This is a genomic window from Ammoniphilus soli (genome assembly GCF_040813775.1).
Window position 1 is genome coordinate 11903 of the sequence record NZ_JBEGDL010000021.1, and the last position, 18469, is coordinate 30371.

Annotated in this window: 17 protein-coding genes; 16 read left to right on the forward strand and 1 reads right to left on the reverse strand. The window is 45.6% G+C overall.

Translation table 11 applies throughout. From position 1 onward, the window contains the following. Positions 1–141 precede the first annotated feature (141 nt). The gene (locus tag ABLT31_RS27005; protein WP_367757689.1) at positions 142–2307 is read left to right on the forward strand and encodes a S41 family peptidase; all 2166 of its coding nucleotides are present in this window, start codon (positions 142–144) and stop codon (positions 2305–2307) included. Here the strand turns inward: ABLT31_RS27005 and thiH are convergent. Further along, entirely contained in the window at positions 2268–3383 is a 1116-nt protein-coding gene (gene thiH, locus ABLT31_RS27010) for a 2-iminoacetate synthase ThiH (RefSeq protein ID WP_367757691.1), read from the reverse strand. The two genes, ABLT31_RS27005 and thiH, sit on opposite strands and share 40 nt — an antisense overlap. A 271-nt stretch (positions 3384–3654) precedes the next feature. On the opposite strand from thiH, the gene ABLT31_RS27015 reads away from it, so the two are divergent. The 15 genes from ABLT31_RS27015 (at position 3655) to ABLT31_RS27085 (ending at position 18245) form a co-directional block, all read left to right on the forward strand. Beyond that, a complete protein-coding gene (locus ABLT31_RS27015) occupies positions 3655–4257 on the forward strand; it encodes a SurA N-terminal domain-containing protein (protein ID WP_367757694.1) in 603 nt (200 codons plus the stop codon). Between the two features lie 159 nt (positions 4258–4416). Next, complete coding sequence (locus tag ABLT31_RS27020; protein WP_367757696.1) at positions 4417–5136, forward strand: metallophosphoesterase family protein; 720 nt, start codon at positions 4417–4419, stop codon at positions 5134–5136. A gap of 458 nt (positions 5137–5594) precedes the next feature. Beyond that, positions 5595–7007 (forward strand): hypothetical protein, encoded by a 1413-nt coding sequence (locus ABLT31_RS27025; protein ID WP_367757698.1) that lies wholly within the window; start codon positions 5595–5597, stop codon positions 7005–7007. A gap of 18 nt (positions 7008–7025) precedes the next feature. Then, on the forward strand, positions 7026–7976 hold the full coding sequence (locus tag ABLT31_RS27030; RefSeq protein WP_367757700.1) for a phosphoglycerate dehydrogenase: 951 nt from the start codon (positions 7026–7028) through the stop codon (positions 7974–7976). Positions 7977–8112: 136 nt separating this feature from the next. After that, positions 8113–9243, forward strand: coding sequence for a M20 family metallopeptidase (locus tag ABLT31_RS27035; protein ID WP_367757702.1), 1131 nt, complete (start codon positions 8113–8115; stop codon positions 9241–9243). A 236-nt stretch (positions 9244–9479) separates the two neighbouring features. Further along, entirely contained in the window at positions 9480–10244 is a 765-nt protein-coding gene (locus tag ABLT31_RS27040; protein WP_367757704.1) for a fumarylacetoacetate hydrolase family protein, read from the forward strand. 22 nt (positions 10245–10266) lie between these two features. Then, on the forward strand, positions 10267–11286 hold the full coding sequence (locus ABLT31_RS27045) for a Bug family tripartite tricarboxylate transporter substrate binding protein (protein WP_367757706.1): 1020 nt from the start codon (positions 10267–10269) through the stop codon (positions 11284–11286). A 66-nt stretch (positions 11287–11352) separates the two neighbouring features. Further along, positions 11353–11799: a tripartite tricarboxylate transporter TctB family protein gene (locus ABLT31_RS27050; RefSeq protein ID WP_367757708.1), complete on the forward strand. Its 447-nt coding sequence runs from the start codon at positions 11353–11355 to the stop codon at positions 11797–11799. A gap of 12 nt (positions 11800–11811) precedes the next feature. After that, positions 11812–13317, forward strand: coding sequence for a tripartite tricarboxylate transporter permease (locus tag ABLT31_RS27055; RefSeq protein WP_367757710.1), 1506 nt, complete (start codon positions 11812–11814; stop codon positions 13315–13317). Positions 13318–13333: 16 nt separating this feature from the next. Further along, positions 13334–14101 carry an SDR family NAD(P)-dependent oxidoreductase gene (locus ABLT31_RS27060; protein WP_367757712.1) on the forward strand — a complete coding sequence of 256 codons (768 nt, stop codon included), beginning with the start codon at positions 13334–13336 and terminating at the stop codon, positions 14099–14101. 102 nt (positions 14102–14203) lie between these two features. Then, positions 14204–14527, forward strand: a complete 324-nt coding sequence (locus ABLT31_RS27065; protein ID WP_367757714.1) for a DUF3870 domain-containing protein — start codon at positions 14204–14206, stop codon at positions 14525–14527. 135 nt (positions 14528–14662) lie between these two features. Beyond that, positions 14663–15652, forward strand: coding sequence for an NAD(P)H-quinone oxidoreductase (locus tag ABLT31_RS27070; protein ID WP_367757716.1), 990 nt, complete (start codon positions 14663–14665; stop codon positions 15650–15652). A gap of 27 nt (positions 15653–15679) precedes the next feature. After that, entirely contained in the window at positions 15680–16777 is a 1098-nt protein-coding gene (locus tag ABLT31_RS27075) for an amidohydrolase family protein (RefSeq protein ID WP_367757718.1), read from the forward strand. Between the two features lie 37 nt (positions 16778–16814). Next, positions 16815–17171 carry a Rieske (2Fe-2S) protein gene (locus ABLT31_RS27080; RefSeq protein WP_367757720.1) on the forward strand — a complete coding sequence of 119 codons (357 nt, stop codon included), beginning with the start codon at positions 16815–16817 and terminating at the stop codon, positions 17169–17171. 33 nt (positions 17172–17204) lie between these two features. Continuing rightward, complete coding sequence (locus ABLT31_RS27085) at positions 17205–18245, forward strand: Ldh family oxidoreductase (protein WP_367757722.1); 1041 nt, start codon at positions 17205–17207, stop codon at positions 18243–18245. The last annotated feature ends 224 nt before the right edge of the window (positions 18246–18469 follow it).

The window sequence follows — 18469 nt, forward strand, 5'->3', positions numbered from 1 at the left end:
TAAGGAAAGAAGAGCGCATGGGTGTTGTGCTCTTCTTTCTTTTTTATGTATTTCTAGTAGTTACGTATCAAATAGTGTAGTAATATAGCAAGGTAAGATCGGCTAGTAAATTTTTCTATTTTTAGTGAGGGGGATCAATCGTTGTTCTTGTTTCCGCGCAAAGTAAGTAAAAAGATAGTCCAATCAGTAGTTTCCTTCCTTATTTTAAGTTCACCCCTCTCTAGTGCGATGGCGGAAATCTCCTTTTCAGATATTGAAAACTCTTACGCGAAACAGGCCATCCAAGAGCTTGCGGCCAAGGGAGTGATACATGGAATAGGAAATGGACAATTTCATCCTGCCGGTTTGGTGACGAGGCAAGACTTTGCTATTATCCTAGCCAAAGCCCTCGGCCTAGAAGCCAATCATTCGTCTAGCCATGCTGCCTTTTCCGATTTGCCCCAGGATCACTATGCTTTTGCAGCGGTAGAGGCGTTGGCTGAAGCTGGCATCATAGCGGGAGTAGGACCGAATCAGTTTGGCACGGGGCAAGCCCTATCGCGTGAACAGATGGCAACGATTTTGGTTCGTGCTCTTGACCTTGATTCTCCAGGCAAGAGGTCCCTTCTAACTTTTAAAGATACAGATAAGATTTCCGCATGGGCAAAAGATGCCGTGGGAGCAACGGTAGAACTGGGATTGATGTACGGGGCTGAGGGCAACCTTTTCGATCCTCAAGGGAATGCGCGAAGGGAACAAGTGGCTCTGGTGGTAGCCCGTTTCTTAGAGGTGAGAGGCAAAGTTGAACAAGGGCCTAACTCTCATTCATCTTCCGACACTTCTCCAGACTTATTTGTATTGGGGGAAATCCGCCAGCAATTACGTGAAAATTATCTATATGACGTTCAGCAACATATTCTAAACCAAAACCATACTCCTGAGTCGATTGTAAATGCGTTGGCTCACGAATATGATGATCCGTGGACGGGCTACATGAATCCGACGGAATATCAAGAATTTCTCGAAGATATAAATCCCAGGTATGCTGGGATCGGGGTCGTGATGTTTCCTGATGTTGAGGGGATGAAGGTGACGGAGGTGATTTTAGATTCACCAGCTGCAAGAGCAGGCTTAGAAGTAACGGATGTGATTACGAAGGTGGATGACTGGATTTTGTCGGAGCTTCCTGAAGAAGAACGAGCAAAGCCTTTCCTGGGGGAACCAGGGGCCGAGGTAACTGTGGTCGTTAGGCGGGAAGGGCGCGAATTCTCCTTCTCCATCACTCGTGAAGAAATTTACCAGTCGACGGTAAAGGGCTCCATGATAGATGGGCAATTGATGTACATATTAATCAATCATTTCACAGAGGAGACCGGGAAAGATTTTTACCAAACGTTAGGTTGGTTACAGGATCAAGCTGATCCTTCGACGGTGAATGGACTGGTCATTGATCTTCGGAATAATCCCGGTGGATTTATCTCGTCTGCCGCACATATCCTATCTGCCTTTATTCCAAAAGATGAAGTGACAAGCGTCTTAAGATACCGCAATGGAGATGAGGAGATCTTTTGGAGTACAAATTTATATGATGATTACCCCGTACCGATCGTCATCCTCACAAATAAAGAAACAGCTAGTGCTGCGGAGATTGTAGTCAGCGCGATGAAAGAGCATGAGAAGGCCTCAACGTTGGGGGAAACGACTTTCGGTAAAGGGGTGGGTCAAAATAACGTGGACTTATCCAATGGCGGGTTGTTAAAGTATACGAGTTTTCAGATCTTAACACCCAAAGGAAATAGCTATAATCAAGTGGGAATTTCCCCTGACTTCTCTTTATCTGCTATGAGTGAAGAGACATGGATTGATGTCGTGCGTATATTACTATCCGGAAACCATTTTGAAATGCCCCAGATTGGGGATCTTCAGATCATCATTGGACCAAAAGCTTATTCTATTTCCAGCGAGTTCATCCAGGATACCGAGCGTTGGGATTTATTTAAGGAAGTGGTAGAACTCGCTGCTCAGACTCAAAGGATTTCGATTTCCACTCCTAATGGGCTTCAAGATTTGACATTGGAACAGATACAAGCTGTTATAGCGGTTTATCAAGCAGAGATGAGTCGATTGAAGCAAGATAGAGTTGATGCTAAAGCACTGGTAGAGTTAATAGAAGAGGAAGATATAAGGAATGTTTTATTAGAGCGGCTTCAGGGAATCGAAGGAATAGCGGATCGTGAAAAACACGCTGCCCTGATCACTAGAATCGGAACAACAGCGTGTTTCGATGTTTATACCTTAACAAGAGCATTTTTGTCCAAAATGGGCTGATAGCCTTGGTTGACTAACCTATCGATTAATTCCTCGGCCGTTCTCTCATCTGAGATTTGGAATTGCTGGACCCCTTTCTCTTCATTTTGCTGAGAATATCCACCTACTTCTGTGGATACACCGGCAGACATTTTGGTAATGCCGAGATGAACCATCCGGTCGCGCAGTTCCGATCCTTCTCTGGTGGACAAGGTTAGTCCCAGCTTGGGTTGGTACAGCCGCAGAGCGAGTACAATCTGGATCAAATCCTCATCACTGACAACCGATTTCGGCTGAAAGCTGCCTAAATGGGGCCGCAATCTAGGAGGGGAAATACTGATATTGACTAATGGATATTTATTCTGCAGATAGTTGGCGTGTGCTCCTGTAAAAAAAGATTCCTTACGCCAATCATCCATTCCCAGCAAGGCGCCAATATTTACAGAACGCATTCCTGCAATACAGCCTCTTTCTGGTACATCAAGCCGGTACAGATAGTTTCGCTTGGGTCCTTTAATGTGGATTTCTTTGTAGATATCCTCATTATAGACCTCCTGATAAATAGTGAGTCCCTCTACACCTGCTTCCACTAGTTCTTGATATTCTTCCGTATTTAACGGGTAGATTTCAATCGCTATCGACGAGAAATGTTTTTTTAGTACTTGAACACTTTCTTTAATATAAGAAACTGGGGTTTCAATTCGTGATTCCCCTGTTAGAATCAGAATTTGCTTAATCCCTGTTTTCGCGATCTGATTCGCTTCTTCCTCAATCTCTTGCATACTCAGCTTTTTCCGCTCAAAGCCGTGTATGATACTAAAGCTGCAATAGGCACAATGATTTACGCAATAATCTGCAAGGTACATAGGTGTGAACAATTGAATCTGATGGCCAAACTGTTGCGTGGTTAACTGCCGGGTCTTCTCTGACATCTCCTTTAGGAATTCCTTCGCTATGGGGGAAAGCAAAATTAAAAAATCTCTTTCGTCTAGCTGATCCTTTTCTAATACACGTTTAACCATCCCTTGATTGCAATTTTGAAAAAATTCCTCAAAGGGAATGTTTTTCAGCTTTTTGTATTCCTCATAAAAGCCCAAAGGTAAGTCTCTCCTTTCAAAGGTCGTTCCAAGTTTTCTTTCCTGCCTTTTTATTGTAAGGATCCTTCTTATAGAAAGATGTTATATTCGTCACATTTTCCTAAATTATTCTAATAGATTTCCTTCGAGAGATTAATCAATAAGAGGGGTAACTCTAGTGTTCGAGCCATTTTGAGCTATCAATGAATAAGGTGGAAAAATAAAATTCATTATTTTTAAGGTTTCTTTAAGGTTAATGTTTTATAATAGGTTTATCTTGAGGAGGTGCACAATGAAGGTAGTTTTCAACAAATGGCTTCTTAGTTTTCTAACCCTATGTGTGATCATAGTCGGTATCGCTGTCGTACAGGATTCTATGATGAGTAAAGAAGCGTCCGCTTCTATCGGAAATAGTAAAACCGCTGCGATTGTCAATGGAGAATCGATTAAGAAGGAACAGCTTCTTGAAGAATTGTACAAGCTAGAAGGGGAAAGAGTCCTTGACGGATTGATAAACAAGAAGTTGCTAGAGCAAGAGGCTAAGAAATCCAATATTCAAGCAACAGAAGAAGAGATCAATAAAGAATTAGATAAAATTAAAAGTGAGTTAGGCGAAAACTACAACAATGCACTCACAGAAAGTCAAATCACGGAAAGTGAATTAAAGGATAATCTTGCGTTTAATATCGTACAGAAAAAAATGTTTTCAGATAAGGTAACCGTCTCGGACGAAGAAGTTAATCAATATTTAGCCCAATTACCTCCAGATGGACAAGCCAACCAGAAAGAAATGGTGAAAGAGTACTTGCAAAGTGCAAAGATACAGCAAGAGGCTCAAAAATGGCTGGAAGAAGCCCGTTCAAAAGCCCAAATACAGATCAATATCAAAAATTAATAGAGACTCTCTGAGCCACTTCACCGACCCGGTGTGGTGGTTTTTTCATTATGCTTTTTTAACAAAGTTGAACATGCATAACTCGCAAAATTCAACCCTGTTGGACTTGAAAACTAGAGAATGGTAAACTTTTACTATTATCTAGTGGAGGTTAAAGGGATGAAAATAGCATTTATTTCGGATATTCACGGAAATGCCATCGCTTTGGATGCGGTTCTTAACGATATAAAGAAACAGGAAATCGATAAAATATACGTATTAGGCGATCTTTGCTACCGCGGGCCGGAACCCAAACGTTCCCTTGAGCTCATTCAATCATTGAATACGGAAGTCATCAAGGGGAATGCAGACGAATGGGTCGTCCGAGGAGTTCGCGAAGGGGAAGTTCCCGAGAAAGCTCTTCAGATGATGAATGCCGAGCGCGAGTGGATCGTTTCTAGACTTGAGCCTTCCGATATGGAGTACTTAGAAGGTTTGCCAACCCGCATTCATTGTGAGATCAATGGAACGGTTATACATGGATTTCATGCTACACCAGATAGTTTATTTGACGTCGTTCTTCCCAACGCGGAGGATGGGGTATTGGAAAGCCGCTTGATGAGCTCCCAGGATGCGCAGATTTATGTGTACGCCCATATTCATAAACCGTATATTCGGTATATCAATGGTAAAGTGATCATGAATATTGGAAGCGTGGGTCTGCCGTTTGATGGAATCCCCAAAGCTTCATATGGTCTGATTCAAATCGAAGAGGGTAAATTGAACACATCGATCCAACGGGTGGACTATGATATTGAAAAAGTCGTTCGTTTATACCTTGAAGGCAATTATCCCAATTTGAAGATGATGACCGAGGTTGTCCGGACGGCTAGAATATAAAATGATTGAACTCTGATTGAAAACCTTTTATAATCACTGTAAGTGATATCATATTGCCTTTTAAAGGGTTTCTATTGGGAAGGTTTGAATAAAATCTTCTCATCTAGTAGATGAACTCAGTTCCATGCCATTGGACTGAGTTTTTTTGTTTTTATTGTAAAGGCTCTGTTAAATGTCATTGTTGATTTTGCCCATCCTGTTCCATTACGGACATTAGATTCGTTAAATGAGAAAAAATTGAATGATTGAGAGTGGTGTGGACATAGGTTCCGTTATTTTGTTGAGATTCTGCTCTATTTCAACATTTTTGAGCAAATAACAAACTCAATGTCCGAAAAAAGCTCCTATATCTGTTTTTCACAAGAATAGCGAACTCTATGTCCGCCTAATCCTGCTGAACCTATTCAAAAAATCAATAACCAATGTTAACAGAGCCATTGCAAAAGGAGGTCATGGCTTTGAGTGTTCAATCTTATGTTCCGGTGGAAAAGGCGTCACCTTCCGCTTCGCGTACGGAAAAAGGTCAAGGGATGATCATTAGCTTACTGGCTCTCGGCTATTTGATGCTGCAAATTTTCCCTGTACCGGAGGTGGAGGCGGCGGTCAGCTTCATTATTCTCGGTGTGATCGTATGGGTGATGCCAAGAATTCGGGGATCCACATTAATGATAAGCGGTGTCATGCTGATTGTCGCAGTAGGTTTAATGTTTTACTATGAAGCTTCTGTTCAGGAATGGCTCCAATCCATGAGGGTCAATCTGACCTTGGTCGCCTTGATTTTGTTTGTTCCCCTTCTGGGCATTCCGGTTCGGGCGGGTGGATATGTCGAAGCGCTGAAATGGGTCTTATCCCGCCGAATGAATGAACCTTCTTTTTTCTATGTCGGTTCTAAGCTGTTGACCCATATTCTTGGGGTGGTGTTGAATATTGGAGCGGTTTCGATTGTGCATCAACTGACACAAGCGTCCAATATTTACTCGTCCCGCTTGGTCGCCAATGCTCTCAATCGAGGGTTTGTGAGCAGCATCTTTTGGTCGCCTTACTTTTCTGCCATGGCTCTGATCTTAAGCCAGTTGCATATTGCCTGGTCATCGATTGTCCTTTATTCTCTTGGGCTGGCCCTGATGAGCATGGTTGTCGGGTTCTCTCTGGATCTGCCGTTGATCCGGTCAAAAGACCAGCGCCGAGGGGAAGAGCCAGTGGAGGGGATGGGGGATATCCCATTTTTAAGAACCAAGCGTAAGGTGATTGAACTGTTTCTTCTCCTATTTTTGGTGATGGGCCTCGTTTTACTGATGGAAATGATGATTTCCTATTCAATGGTGCTCATCATTTGCTTAGTGTCTTTGATTTTTCCGCTGTTATGGTGCAGTTTATCCGGTAAAGGTGCTTTCTGGGCAGAAGAGTTTCAACAGCACGTTTATGTAGGAATACCGCGGATGAAAAAGGAAATTGTGCTGTTTCTGATTGCTGGTTTTTTCAGTGGCGCTTTCGTTCAGGCAGAACTTAGCGAACATTTGATCGGATTGATGAATGCTGTATTTGGTTCGTTTTCATTGGGAGCCGCCATTTTTATTTCCCTATTGATTGTTTTATCTGCTGTTGTTGGCTTACATCCCATTATCATGGTGACGATTCTTGCAACGAGTATCGAACCGGAATTGATTGGGTTTAGTCCAGAATATTTTGCTGTCCTGCTGTTGGCCAGCTGGGGAATTTCGAATACGGTTTCTCCTGCCACAGCCGTAAACAATCTATTGGCTCATCTATTGAAAGTGGATGTGTTTGAGCTATCCATCCGCTGGAACTTGAAATACGCGCTTATTATGCTATTGCTCATTCCGTTCTATCTTTGGTTGATTGGTATTTAAAAAAAGGAGGAAATATCTATGTATAAAGTCGTATCTACATCACCAACTTTCGGAAAGTATTCGCTTGATCCGGTTCATCTTTTGGAAGCGGAGGGGTGTGAGGTGGTTATTCTCCCTGCGGAGATCAGCCATAACGAAGAAAAGCTAGCTAAAGCCTTGGAGGATGTTGACGGGTTGATTGTCGGGGTGGAAAAGATCACCCAGAACGTCCTGCGCCATGTCCCGAAATTGAAGGTCATAGCCAAGCATGGAGCAGGTGTGGACAATATTGACCTGAAGGCCGCAGCGGAGAAAGATATTCCGGTTGCCTTTGCTCCAGGAGCCAATCGTCATGCCGTAGCAGACCTTGCCATGGGACTTATGCTGTCGCTAGCGCGGGAAATCCCTCGTTCTTTCACCGAAGTCAGGGAAGGGGAGTGGCCACGGGTCATTGGCTTTGAGATGTTTGGAAAAACGCTAGGAGTAATTGGTACTGGGAAAATTGGAAAGGAAGTCATCCGCCGAGCCCAGGGCTTTCAGATGAAAATCTTGGCCTTTGATCTCTATCCCGACCAACAATTAAGCCAGTCCGGCCTGGTCATTTATGTTCCATTAGATCAGTTGTATAAGGAGTCCGATTTTATTACGATTCATACCGACCTTAACGAACAATCCAAAGCAATGATTGCGAAGCAGCAGCTTGAAGCGATGAAGCCAACTGCCTTTATTGTGAATACAGCGCGAGGCGGCATCATCGATGAGCAGGACTTGTATATCGCTTTAAAGGAAAGGAAGATAGGCGGAGCCGCCCTCGACGTGTTTTCCGCAGAGCCCGCCAAGGAATCGCGGCTATTAGAATTGGCTAACTTTATCGCCACTCCGCATATGGCTGGGTATACCTATGAAGCGCTCCGAGAAGTTGGGATGATCACTGCCCGCAACGTATTAAATGCCTTAAAGGGAGAGCAGCCGGAATTTGTTTACTGTTAAGAAAGTTTAAGTTCACTAAAACACTAAAGTGAACAAACTTTCTTAAACGCATAAAAAGCTTCCTCTTAAGGGGGTCTGGCTACCCCGAAATGCTTCAATGAAGATTTTTTTACCAAAGATAAGAAGGAGGACTATAATGTTAAGCCAAATCAAGCAGAGGTTAATCGAGCAGGAAGCCCTTTCTATCGAACTGATTAGAAAATTCACGGAAATTGAATCGTTCTCCCATGATAAGGAAGGAATCGACCGATTGGGCACGGAATTAATAAAGGTTTTTTCACGGTTTCAGCTGCAGGCGGATACGATTCCGGATGACATCTATGGGAATCATATTCGGTTCACCTGGGGCAAAGGTGATCGCCAGATTACGATATTGAGCCATTTGGATACGGTTTACCCAAAAGGAACGCTTTCTAGTATGCCCTTTAGGGCAGAAGGAGATCAAATAATGGGTCCTGGTGTTTATGATATGAAAGCAAGTTATGTCATGATGTATCATTTGTTCGAGTTACTGGAGGAAGAAGGGCTTTCAGGGGATATCCGGCTGGTGTGGCTATGCACGTCCGATGAGGAAATCGGAAGCCCATCAGGCCGACATCTCGTTGCTGAGGAGGCAAGAAAAAGCGAAGCGGTGCTCGTCTTGGAGCCAAGTGCGGAGGGTGGAGCTTTGAAAACAGCCCGAAAAGGCGGAGGAAAGTTTCGTTTGGAGGTTTTCGGGCGCTCTGCCCATGCAGGAGTCAATCCCCAAGATGGGGCGAATGCCATCGAAGAATTAGCTTATCGCATTGTACAAATCAGCGGTTGGGCGGATGAAAGCCTCGGGACAACCATCAATGTGGGAGAGATTAAGGGGGGGACCCTGTTCAATGTGGTCCCGGATTATGCTATGGCTGAGGTGGATGTGCGAGTGCTGCACCCGACGGAGGCAGAACGACTGGAACAGGCATTTCATGGCTTACAAGTCCGCAATGCCCGGACCCAACTGAAAGTGGAAGGCTCCATCTATCGACCTCCTATGGTTCGAACGGTGCAAACGGGGGTTTTGTTTGAAATGGCCCAAAAACAGGCCTCCACGTTGGGAATCCAGTTATCTGAAGTGATGACGGGAGGAGGAAGCGATGGCAATTTTGCTGCTGTTACGGGTGTGCCTGTTTTAGATGGATTAGGTGTCGTAGGAGGATACGCACATTCTCCGCAAGAATTCCTATGGAAAGATTCTATCGCTGAAAGAACCGCACTGCTATATGGCTTGATCAATAGTTTGTAGATCCTTTGCAAGGTAAACAACATAAGTATATTGACAATGTTTTTTGTGGTGTGTTAAAATTCAAACAAGTAATAAATATCTAGTTATGCTGGATATCTATTGGGGAATTACCACAAATAATTTCTCGATTCGTAGATATAACTCAGCGACAACTGCGCCCGGGATGGGGGTTGTTTGTCAATGGGTTATTTTTGTTGTCTTTATTTATTAAAAGCCAATGGAGAGAGGGATCAGAAATGAAATTTGCTAGATTTTTAGAAAACGGTATCATTTCTTATGGAGTAGTTGAAGGGGACGAAATTATTAAGATTGATGGTTCGATTTTTGATGCATATAAGCTTACGGATCAACGAGTTGCGTTGAATCAAGTGCAGCTGCTTGCTCCTGTCGTTCCAGGAAAAATGGTGGCGATCGGCTTGAATTACAAAAAGCATGCAGAAGAAATGAACAAGCCGCTGCCTGAAGAACCGATGATGTTTTTGGTATCTCCAACAGCTGTGATTGGTCCGGAGGAAGAAATTCAACTCGTCAACCCTGAGCACCGGAATGACCATGAAGCCGAAATTGCTATTGTGATCGGGAAGCGAGCGTCTGAGGTGGCGATAGATGAGGCGCTTGAATATGTATTCGGTTACACCATTTGTAATGACGTGTCTGACCGCGTGCTGCAAAAGAAGGATGGCCAGTTTACGAGAGCCAAGTCCTTTGCTACCTACAAGCCGCTTGGCCCTGTAATCGCAACCGACATCGATCCGGATCGTTCACCGATTCAGCTTCGCGTCAACGCTGAGATCAGACAGGATTCTAACACGAACGATATGATATTTTCGGCATCCGAAATCATTTCCCTTGTTTCTCATGTGATGACCTTAGAACCTGGTGATGTAATTATCACGGGAACACCATCCGGCGTGTCGCCTTTATATGATGGGGATGTCGTAGAAGTGGAAATTGAAGGCATTGGCGTGTTATCCAATAAGGTTACGAACAAAAATATTTAAAAATCATAAAGGGGGATTACTTATGAAAAAATGGAGATTTTTATCGACGCTAGCGGTTGTGGGCGCGCTTGCAATGAATCTTGTAGGGTGCTCGAGCGGCGGTCAAGAAACGCAAGCCACGGGTGCTCCAGCGGAAGAAAAGAAAGTCGATTTTCCTACAAAGCCGATTGAATTGATTGTTCCCTTCTCCCCGGGAGGGACGACAGATACAGCGTCTAGAGCACTAGCTGGCGTTATCAATAAATATCTGCCGAATGGGCAAACCGTAGCCGTCGTTAACAAAGATGGCGGAGGCGGAACGATAGGGATGTCGGAAGTCGCTCAGGCCAAGGGCGATGGTTATAAGATCGGGATGGCTACATCCGGGCCGATCACCATCAAGACGCACGATGGAAGCGTTGCTTATACGCCGGAAGATTTCAAGCCGGTGATTGAGGTTGTAGCTACACCGAATGTGCTGGTTGTCCAAGCGGATGCCCCTTGGAAGACGTTTGAAGAATGGTTGGAATATGTGAAAGCGAATCCGCAAAAATTTACTTACGGTACGAGCGGTGCGGGTTTGACACAGCATATTACCATTGAGAACTTTACTGTAAAAACGGGTGCCCAGCTCAAGCATGTTCCGTTTAAAGGCGGATCTCCTGCCCTTACCGCGCTGCTTGGCGGAAATGTCGAAGGGGCTGTCGTACAAACGACAGAAGCCTTGCCCTTTATTCAAGACGGAACGCTTCGCCCGATCTTCATCTCAGGTACCTATAAGCCGGAAGAGCTGAAGGATGTGCCGCTCTTGACGGAGAAAAACATTGATGTCCAAGCGGATGTATGGACTGGACTTGTCGCTCCGAAGGATGTACCGGATGAAGTGGTCCAAATTCTGCATGATTCGTTCAAACAAGCTTTAGAAGACCCTGCGGTGGTGGAGCAATTTAAGAAAATCGGGGCTGCCCCAGTCTATAAGAGCTCTGCGGATTTCAAGGCCGTAATTGACCAAGATTACACCATAAACGGTGAAGTGCTTAAAGCGATTGGATTGAAGAAGTAAGAGGTTTTGCGAAAGGGCGCAATGCCGTTGCGCCTTTTCCCTTCTTTAAGAAAGGGGTGCTAAAACGTGCGGAATGCGGGAGTATGGGCTGCGGCCACCATTCTATTTTTTTCCGGAGTGATTTTCTATCAGTCGATGAAGCTGGATTTTGAGGGTCCGTTAGGCTTTGGCCCAGGATTCTTTCCTTTCTGGCTCAGTATCTTTTTATTCGTCCTGTCTGTCACTTATTTGCTGAGTGCGTTGAAGCATTCCATCAGGATCAGTGACATTTTCCCCAAGCAGCAGGCCTTGGGAGAGTTTTTGGCCATTATTGGGTCCATGGTTTTGTTTGTTTTAATAGTGGAGTTCACAGGTTTCATGATCGCCGGCACGCTAGCCTTGATTCTGCTGCTGTACCGTTCCTTTAAATGGTATTATTCATTATCCTTATCTTTCATTATTACATTGGTTATATTTTTGATTTTTGCAAAAGCGCTGGCCATACCGCTGCCGGTAAATTCGCTTGGATGGTAAGGAGGTGGGGATATGGAATCCCTAGATTTATTGCTTAACGGCTTTGCCCAGGCCTTAACCTGGCAAAATCTGCTCTACTGCATCCTCGGGGTGTCTGTCGGGATGTTCGTGGGCGTCATGCCTGGCCTAGGGCCCGTAGCGGGAACAGCGATTCTGATTCCGCTCACCTATGGGATGGATCCGACATCCGCCATTATCATGCTGGCTGGAATCTATTATGGGGCGATGTATGGCGGTACGCTGACTTCAGTTTTAATCAATATACCGGGAGAAGCCGCGTCGGTAATTACCTGTATTGATGGGCATGCCTTGGCGAAGCAAGGGAGAGCGGGAGTGGCTCTCGGGGTTTCGGCAATGGGATCGTTCGTCGGCGGAATCTTTGCCCTGCTCGGTTTGACGTTCATTGCGCCCATGCTGGCCAAGTTTGCCCTGCGGTTTGGCCCACCTGAATTTTTTACCTTAATGATGGTCGGGCTGATGATGCTCATTGGGTTAATGGGGAAGTCCCTGGTCAAAGGCTTTATCGCTGCGGCCATCGGACTCATTCTTTCCTTGGTCGGGATCGATCCGGTCTCGGGAGCCACGAGATTCACCTTTGGCGTGCCGGAGCTTCTGGGCGGAATCGATTTTGTTATTGTGGCGATGGGCTTGTTTGGGATTTCAGAACTCCTGCTGAATGCGGAGAGCAATCAGAAAATGGAGAAGCCGGAAAAGGTCACAGGGCTGTTCCCGCGAAAAGGCGAATGGGCTCCGGCCATGAAATCGATTGGAAGAGGAACCGGTTTGGGATTTCTCATCGGCCTCATGCCTGGTGCGAATGCCGTACTGGCCTCGTTAGCCTCTTATACGCTGGAAAAGAAAGTTTCCAAGGAGCCCTCAAAGTTTGGGAAGGGCGCTATTGAAGGTGTAGCAGGACCGGAAACGGCCAACAATGCCTGCTCAGGAAGCGCCCTCATTCCCTTGTTCACGCTGGGTCTTCCCAGCTCGCCTACAGTGGCTGTCATTATGGGTGCGCTCATCATGCATGGATTGCAGCCCGGCCCTAGATTGTTCCAGGAAAATGCCGATTTTGTATGGGCGATTATAGCCAGTATGTTTATTGGAAATCTTGTTTTGCTGGTGATGAATCTTCCTTTAGCCAATTTATGGGCAAAAGTTGTGCTAATCCCCTATAAGATTTTACTGCCGCTTATCATGATGTTCACCATGGTGGGAGCTTACACGGTCAATAATAATATGTTTGATGTAGGAATGATGATTGCATTCGGACTGATCGGCTATCTGATGAAAAAACTGGATATTCCCATTGCAGCAACCGTATTAACACTTGTCTTGGGGGCGGAAATTGAAGCTTCCCTTCTGCAGTCTCTTGCGATCTCCAATGGAAGCTTCAGTATTTTCTTCACCAGGCCGATTGCAGCGGGATTACTGGCTTTGACAGCTATCATCATCTTGACTAGCGTATTCGCTGGAATGAAGAAAAAGAAAGATATGTTTTCTACTGATATGGAAATCTAAGGCTAGGGGGCTTGTCATGAGACTGGAAGGGAAAATTGCTTGTATTACCGGATCCGCGCGCGGTTTGGGGTATGCGATGGCCCTGGATATGCTGAAGGAAGGGGCAACGGTTGTTATTAATGATCTGGATGAGGCTTCTGTTGCTGCTGCGGTTGAATCTTTACGGAGTGAAGGCTATTCCGCTTATGGACATGCGGCCAATATTGCTGATAAGCAGCAGGTCATTGCATTGATGGACTTTATTCGAGACACCTTTGGCAAACTGGATATTCTAGTCAACAATGCTGGGGGAGAATTGCGGACACCGAAAAAAATAGAGGAAATTATGGAGGAGCATTGGGATCTGGTTCTCGGCGTGAATCTGAAAGGAACGTTCCTTTGTTCCCAGGCCGCGATCCCTCTGATGAAAGCAGCCGGTGGTGGGAGTATGATCAATTTGGCTTCGATCGGAGGTAGAACCGCCAGTATTGTAACAGGGGTATCCTATGCTGCGGCAAAAGGAGGCATCATTGCCTTCACCAGACGTTTGGCTAAGGAAATGGGACCGTATCAGATCCGCGTCAATGCGATTGCGCCAGGGCTTGTCATCAGCGGCGAACGCTTGCAGGAAACTTGGAATAAAATGGATGAAACCGAACGAACTTCCGTCCTCGAAGATATTCCTTTGAGAAGACTCGGCACGATTGAAGATCAGGCGAAAGTGGTGACCTTCCTGGCGTCCGATGATTCGAAGTATATGACAGGCACCGTACTGGATGTGAACGGCGGACGGTTCATGGGATAACCAAAACTTGGGGATAAAACCCTTCAAAAACCTATTGAACTTCTCTTTGTTTGACTATATAATATTTTATAAATAATATATTTTCAGGCTGAGGAGATCAGAATGAAAACACAAGATACCGTGCTGGTCACCGGATTTGCGCAAGTTCCCAAAGGTACGACTCTTTATGAAATGTATAAAACCATGGCCGTTGTACTGGTCATTGATTGTAAGACCGAAGTGATTGAGGATGCCGAATTCACCTGCACCACGGACCTGATGAACTACTATCTCAGCGATTTAGTGAAGGGCTATAATCTGAAGGAAGGCATTAACCCTCTTTTGGATACCGTGAGGCAGCATTGCATCATTCCCTCCCAGGGAGCTCTAGTACAGGCGCTCCGTTCGGCATGGGACCGCTATCAAGAATCAAAACCGAATCGATAATTTCGAAGACAGCTGGTTATCTATGGGGATAGACCCAAACTCTATCTCAGGCGAAGTAGATAAGACCCAGTAACAGGAGCGAAGGCTCTTTGTTGCTGGGTTTTTTGTTTGTAAAAAAACTAAAAGGGCGTGGAAATGTTGAAAGCGGTATTAGTAGAAGAGTTGACCAACCGGTTGTATATCGGTCAGGCACCGGATCCTGTTCCAGGGGACGACGATTTGCTCGTCTCTGTCAAAGCAACCGCCTTAAACCGAGCGGACTTATTGCAAAGAATAGGAAAGTACCCCCCACCCGCAGGTGCATCCACGATTCTTGGCCTAGAGATGGCGGGGACGGTAGAGAAGGCAGGGCGGAAGGTGACCGGTTGGAAAGCAGGGGATCGTATCTGCGCTTTGCTCCCAGGCGGCGGCTATGCGGAAAAAGTTGTGATACCCGCCGGCATGGCGATTCCCCTTCCTGATCATTTTTCCTTCGAGCAAGCTTCGGCCATTCCGGAAGCTTATCTGACCGCCTTCCTGAATCTATCGGTTTTGGGAAAGGTATCCGCTGGCGACTATGTCTTGATCCATGCTGCCGCCAGCGGGGTAGGAACAGCCGCCATCCAGTTGGTTAAGGAGATGGGGGCTATCCCGATCGCAACGGCTGGCTCGAAGGAAAAATTAGAGGTCTGCCAGTCACTTGGCGCACAGCATGTGATCCATTACAAGGAAGAGGATTTTTCGAAAAAAGTAGCGGAGTTTACCGGTGGAAAAGGGGTTCAGGTCATTCTCGATCCGGTCGGCGCTTCGTATTTTGAGCAAAATATACAATCTATTGGATTGGACGGCAGATGGCTCGTGATCGGCGGCATGGGGGGATATCAGCTCGAACAGTTTAATCTCCAGTCGCTTATGAGGAAAAGGATTCAACTCATCGGCTCAACCTTAAGATCCCGTACCGAATCCAACAAAATTGAATTAACGCAGGCTTTTATGCACTTTGCCGAAGACCGGTTGAGAAACGGCAAGCTCGTTCCCGTCATTGATCAGGTTTTCGATTGGACACAGGCTATGGAAGCTCATGAATATATGGAACAAAACAAAAACATCGGAAAAATTGTGTTACGCATCGACGACAGCATGTAAGGAATGAAGGATAAGGAGGAAAACCAAATGACGACCCAAACTGAATTAAACCATTTGCAGGAAACGAGCAGCCGAAAAAAACAACCCACAGGCCTCATTGATACTGATGTGCACCATGAAATACGTTCTCTGAAAGATTTGCTCCCTTATTTGCCAGATCAGTGGAAACGATACATTTCCGAATATGGATGGGTACCGGAAAGATCCATCCCATTCAACCAAATCAGAAAAGAAACGAAATATCGTATGGATACCCGTCCCGAGGACGGTTCTACACCCGGTTCGAGCTATGAATTGATGAAGGAGCAGCTATTGGATGAGCACAATATGACCTATGCCGTGTTGACTGGATGGTTTTATGAAGCGACGGTATGCAATGGATGGTATGAATTTGCTGCAGCCCGCGCATCCGCTTACAACGACTATACTGTAGAGCATTGGCTAGAAAAGGATAAGAGGCTCTTGGGCTCGATCACCATTCCCAGAGATCCGGCAGCAGCGGTTCGCGAAATCGACCGGATGGCCGCCCACCCGCAGATGAAGCAGGTCATGCTGCCGATTGGAGATTTTGCTTGGGGAGATCCGCAATATCATCCGATCTTTGAAGCAGCCAACCGCCATGGATTGCCTATTGGCATGCATCTTTCCGCAACAATAACTGCTCAGGGCGGAGACTTCTTGAGATACTATGTGGCTTGGCGCTCTTTACATCCGCAAGCGTACATGACACAAACCATCAGCTTGATCACCAATGGCGTATTCGATAAATTTCCTGATTTAAAGGTCGCTTTAGTTGAAGGCGGGTTTGAATGGGTTCCTTTCATGATGCATCGAATGGATTCGGCGTATAAGGGACTAAGACAGGAAACGCCTTGGGTCAAACGGATGCCGAGTGACTATTTCCGCGATAACCTGCGGTTTACTACCCAGCCGTGGGACGATCTGACAGCGAAAGAGTTTATGAATATCATTGACATGATGGGTTCGGAAGAGATGATTATGTACGCTTCGGATTATCCGCACTGGGACTTCGATCCGCCAGAACGCACGCTACCGCATGGAACGCCAGACAGCTTGCGGCAAAAGATTATGTTCGACAACGCACGCCATTTTTACAACCTATAATCTCACCGGCAATCAGGCCAAAAAGGAGTGGTATGACATGAAGCATCTGATATGCAATTATGACGAATTGAAGCAAGAAGGCAAAAAGGCGGTTTCCATCGACCGAAAGCCGATTGTCGTCGTTCGATCCCAGAGTGGGGAAGTATACGCTTTGCGCGATGTGTGCCCTCATAAGGGACCTTGCTTATCCGCAGGCATGCTGGACAAAAACTGCAGCGGGTATGATGTAGGCGAATATATTTTCGAACAGGAAAAAGAAGTGCTGCGATGCCCTTGGCATAGCTGGGAATTTGATATCAAGACCGGACGCTCTTTGTTTGATCCTGAAAAGGTCAAGGTGAAAACATACGAAGTGACCATTGAAGATAATCAGGTTTTTGTTGAAGTAGTATAAGGGAATTTATTAATAGGAAGAAGGACGAAACGTATGGATATCCAAACCACCCAATTAGCCGAATTCTCTAACCGTTGTTTGGTGAAGGCTGGAGTACCGGAACAAGAAGCGCAGATCATTACCGAAACGATGATTGAAGCGGATGCGAGAGGGATTCACAGCCATGGCTTGATGAGACTGCCGATCTATATCCAGCGCATTCAGAAAGAATATATTCGCAACGTGTCCAACGTGATTGTCGAAAAAGATGACAAAGCGATCGCCGTATATGATGGGGATTTTTCAGCCGGTCAAGTCGTGGCCACTCAAGCGATGGAAAAGGCAATGGAAAAAGCTGCAGAATATGGCATCGGAGCGGTCACGGTTAAGAACAGCAACCATTTCGGCATCGCTGCCCATTATGCGCTGATGGCCAGCAAGAAGAACATGATTGGCATCGTCATGAGCAACACAGCTCCGCTAATGCCGCCGATAGGCGGAGCGGAGAAGGTACTGGGCAACAATCCGTTGGCCATTGCCGCACCAACCAACAATAAGTACCCGTTGCTTCTAGATATGGCACTCAGCAATGTGGCATTGGGCAAAATTCTGTTTGCCAAAGCGAAAGGGACCTCTATTCCGGAAGGCTGGGGGGTTGATAAGGACGGAAAGACAACCACGGACCCTTCGGCTGTTTTAAACGGCGGCTTCATTTTACCCATGGGCGGCCCTAAGGGATTCGGACTTGCCCTCATGATTGAAATGCTGACCGGTGTATTATCCGGCGGGGAATTTTCTAAAATGATTCCGTCGATGTATGACCTGACTCAAAAACAGTCGATCGGTCACTTTATGCTGGCGATTAACATTTCTTCCTTCATGGATGTCGATCGTTTCAAAACGATGGCTACTATTCTGTCCTCCTACGTAAAAGATGCGGTGAAAGCAAGCGGAGTGGAAGAGCTCTATCTGCCAGGAGAAATTGAGTTTAATATAGAAGAGGATCGGATGCGGACGGGAATTCCGATCAGCGAGAGTGTAATAGACGAATTGAACCAGCTCGCTGCAACGCTGCAGGTTCCTTCGCTAGTATAGTTAAAGGCTTAAGCCTGATCTCACCCTTTGGGATGTTGATCAGGCCTTTTTTGCCTTCGCGCAATTTTGCTCTTTTTTAATGGAAAATTTAGCGAATCTTAACATCAAAGGTTTTCATCACATGCTAAAATATTTCTATTATAAGTGAAGGAGTTTATTGGGATGTTTAAAAAAAATTGTAGTTATTGTAACTCCCCTTCATATGGAAGTTCCAATGATCACTG

Bases quoted from the DNA above. Each gene is read 5' to 3' on its own strand.
- ABLT31_RS27015 (WP_367757694.1), top strand. From the start codon at position 3,655: ATGAAGGTAGTTTTCAACAAATGGCTTCTTAGTTTTCTAACCCTATGT.
- ABLT31_RS27020 (WP_367757696.1), top strand. From the start codon at position 4,417: ATGAAAATAGCATTTATTTCGGATATTCACGGAAATGCCATCGCTTTG.
- ABLT31_RS27030 (WP_367757700.1), top strand. From the start codon at position 7,026: ATGTATAAAGTCGTATCTACATCACCAACTTTCGGAAAGTATTCGCTT.
- ABLT31_RS27035 (WP_367757702.1), top strand. From the start codon at position 8,113: ATGTTAAGCCAAATCAAGCAGAGGTTAATCGAGCAGGAAGCCCTTTCT.
- ABLT31_RS27040 (WP_367757704.1), top strand. From the start codon at position 9,480: ATGAAATTTGCTAGATTTTTAGAAAACGGTATCATTTCTTATGGAGTA.
- ABLT31_RS27045 (WP_367757706.1), top strand. From the start codon at position 10,267: ATGAAAAAATGGAGATTTTTATCGACGCTAGCGGTTGTGGGCGCGCTT.
- ABLT31_RS27055 (WP_367757710.1), top strand. From the start codon at position 11,812: ATGGAATCCCTAGATTTATTGCTTAACGGCTTTGCCCAGGCCTTAACC.
- ABLT31_RS27060 (WP_367757712.1), top strand. From the start codon at position 13,334: ATGAGACTGGAAGGGAAAATTGCTTGTATTACCGGATCCGCGCGCGGT.
- ABLT31_RS27065 (WP_367757714.1), top strand. From the start codon at position 14,204: ATGAAAACACAAGATACCGTGCTGGTCACCGGATTTGCGCAAGTTCCC.
- ABLT31_RS27070 (WP_367757716.1), top strand. From the start codon at position 14,663: ATGTTGAAAGCGGTATTAGTAGAAGAGTTGACCAACCGGTTGTATATC.
- ABLT31_RS27075 (WP_367757718.1), top strand. From the start codon at position 15,680: ATGACGACCCAAACTGAATTAAACCATTTGCAGGAAACGAGCAGCCGA.
- ABLT31_RS27080 (WP_367757720.1), top strand. From the start codon at position 16,815: ATGAAGCATCTGATATGCAATTATGACGAATTGAAGCAAGAAGGCAAA.
- ABLT31_RS27085 (WP_367757722.1), top strand. From the start codon at position 17,205: ATGGATATCCAAACCACCCAATTAGCCGAATTCTCTAACCGTTGTTTG.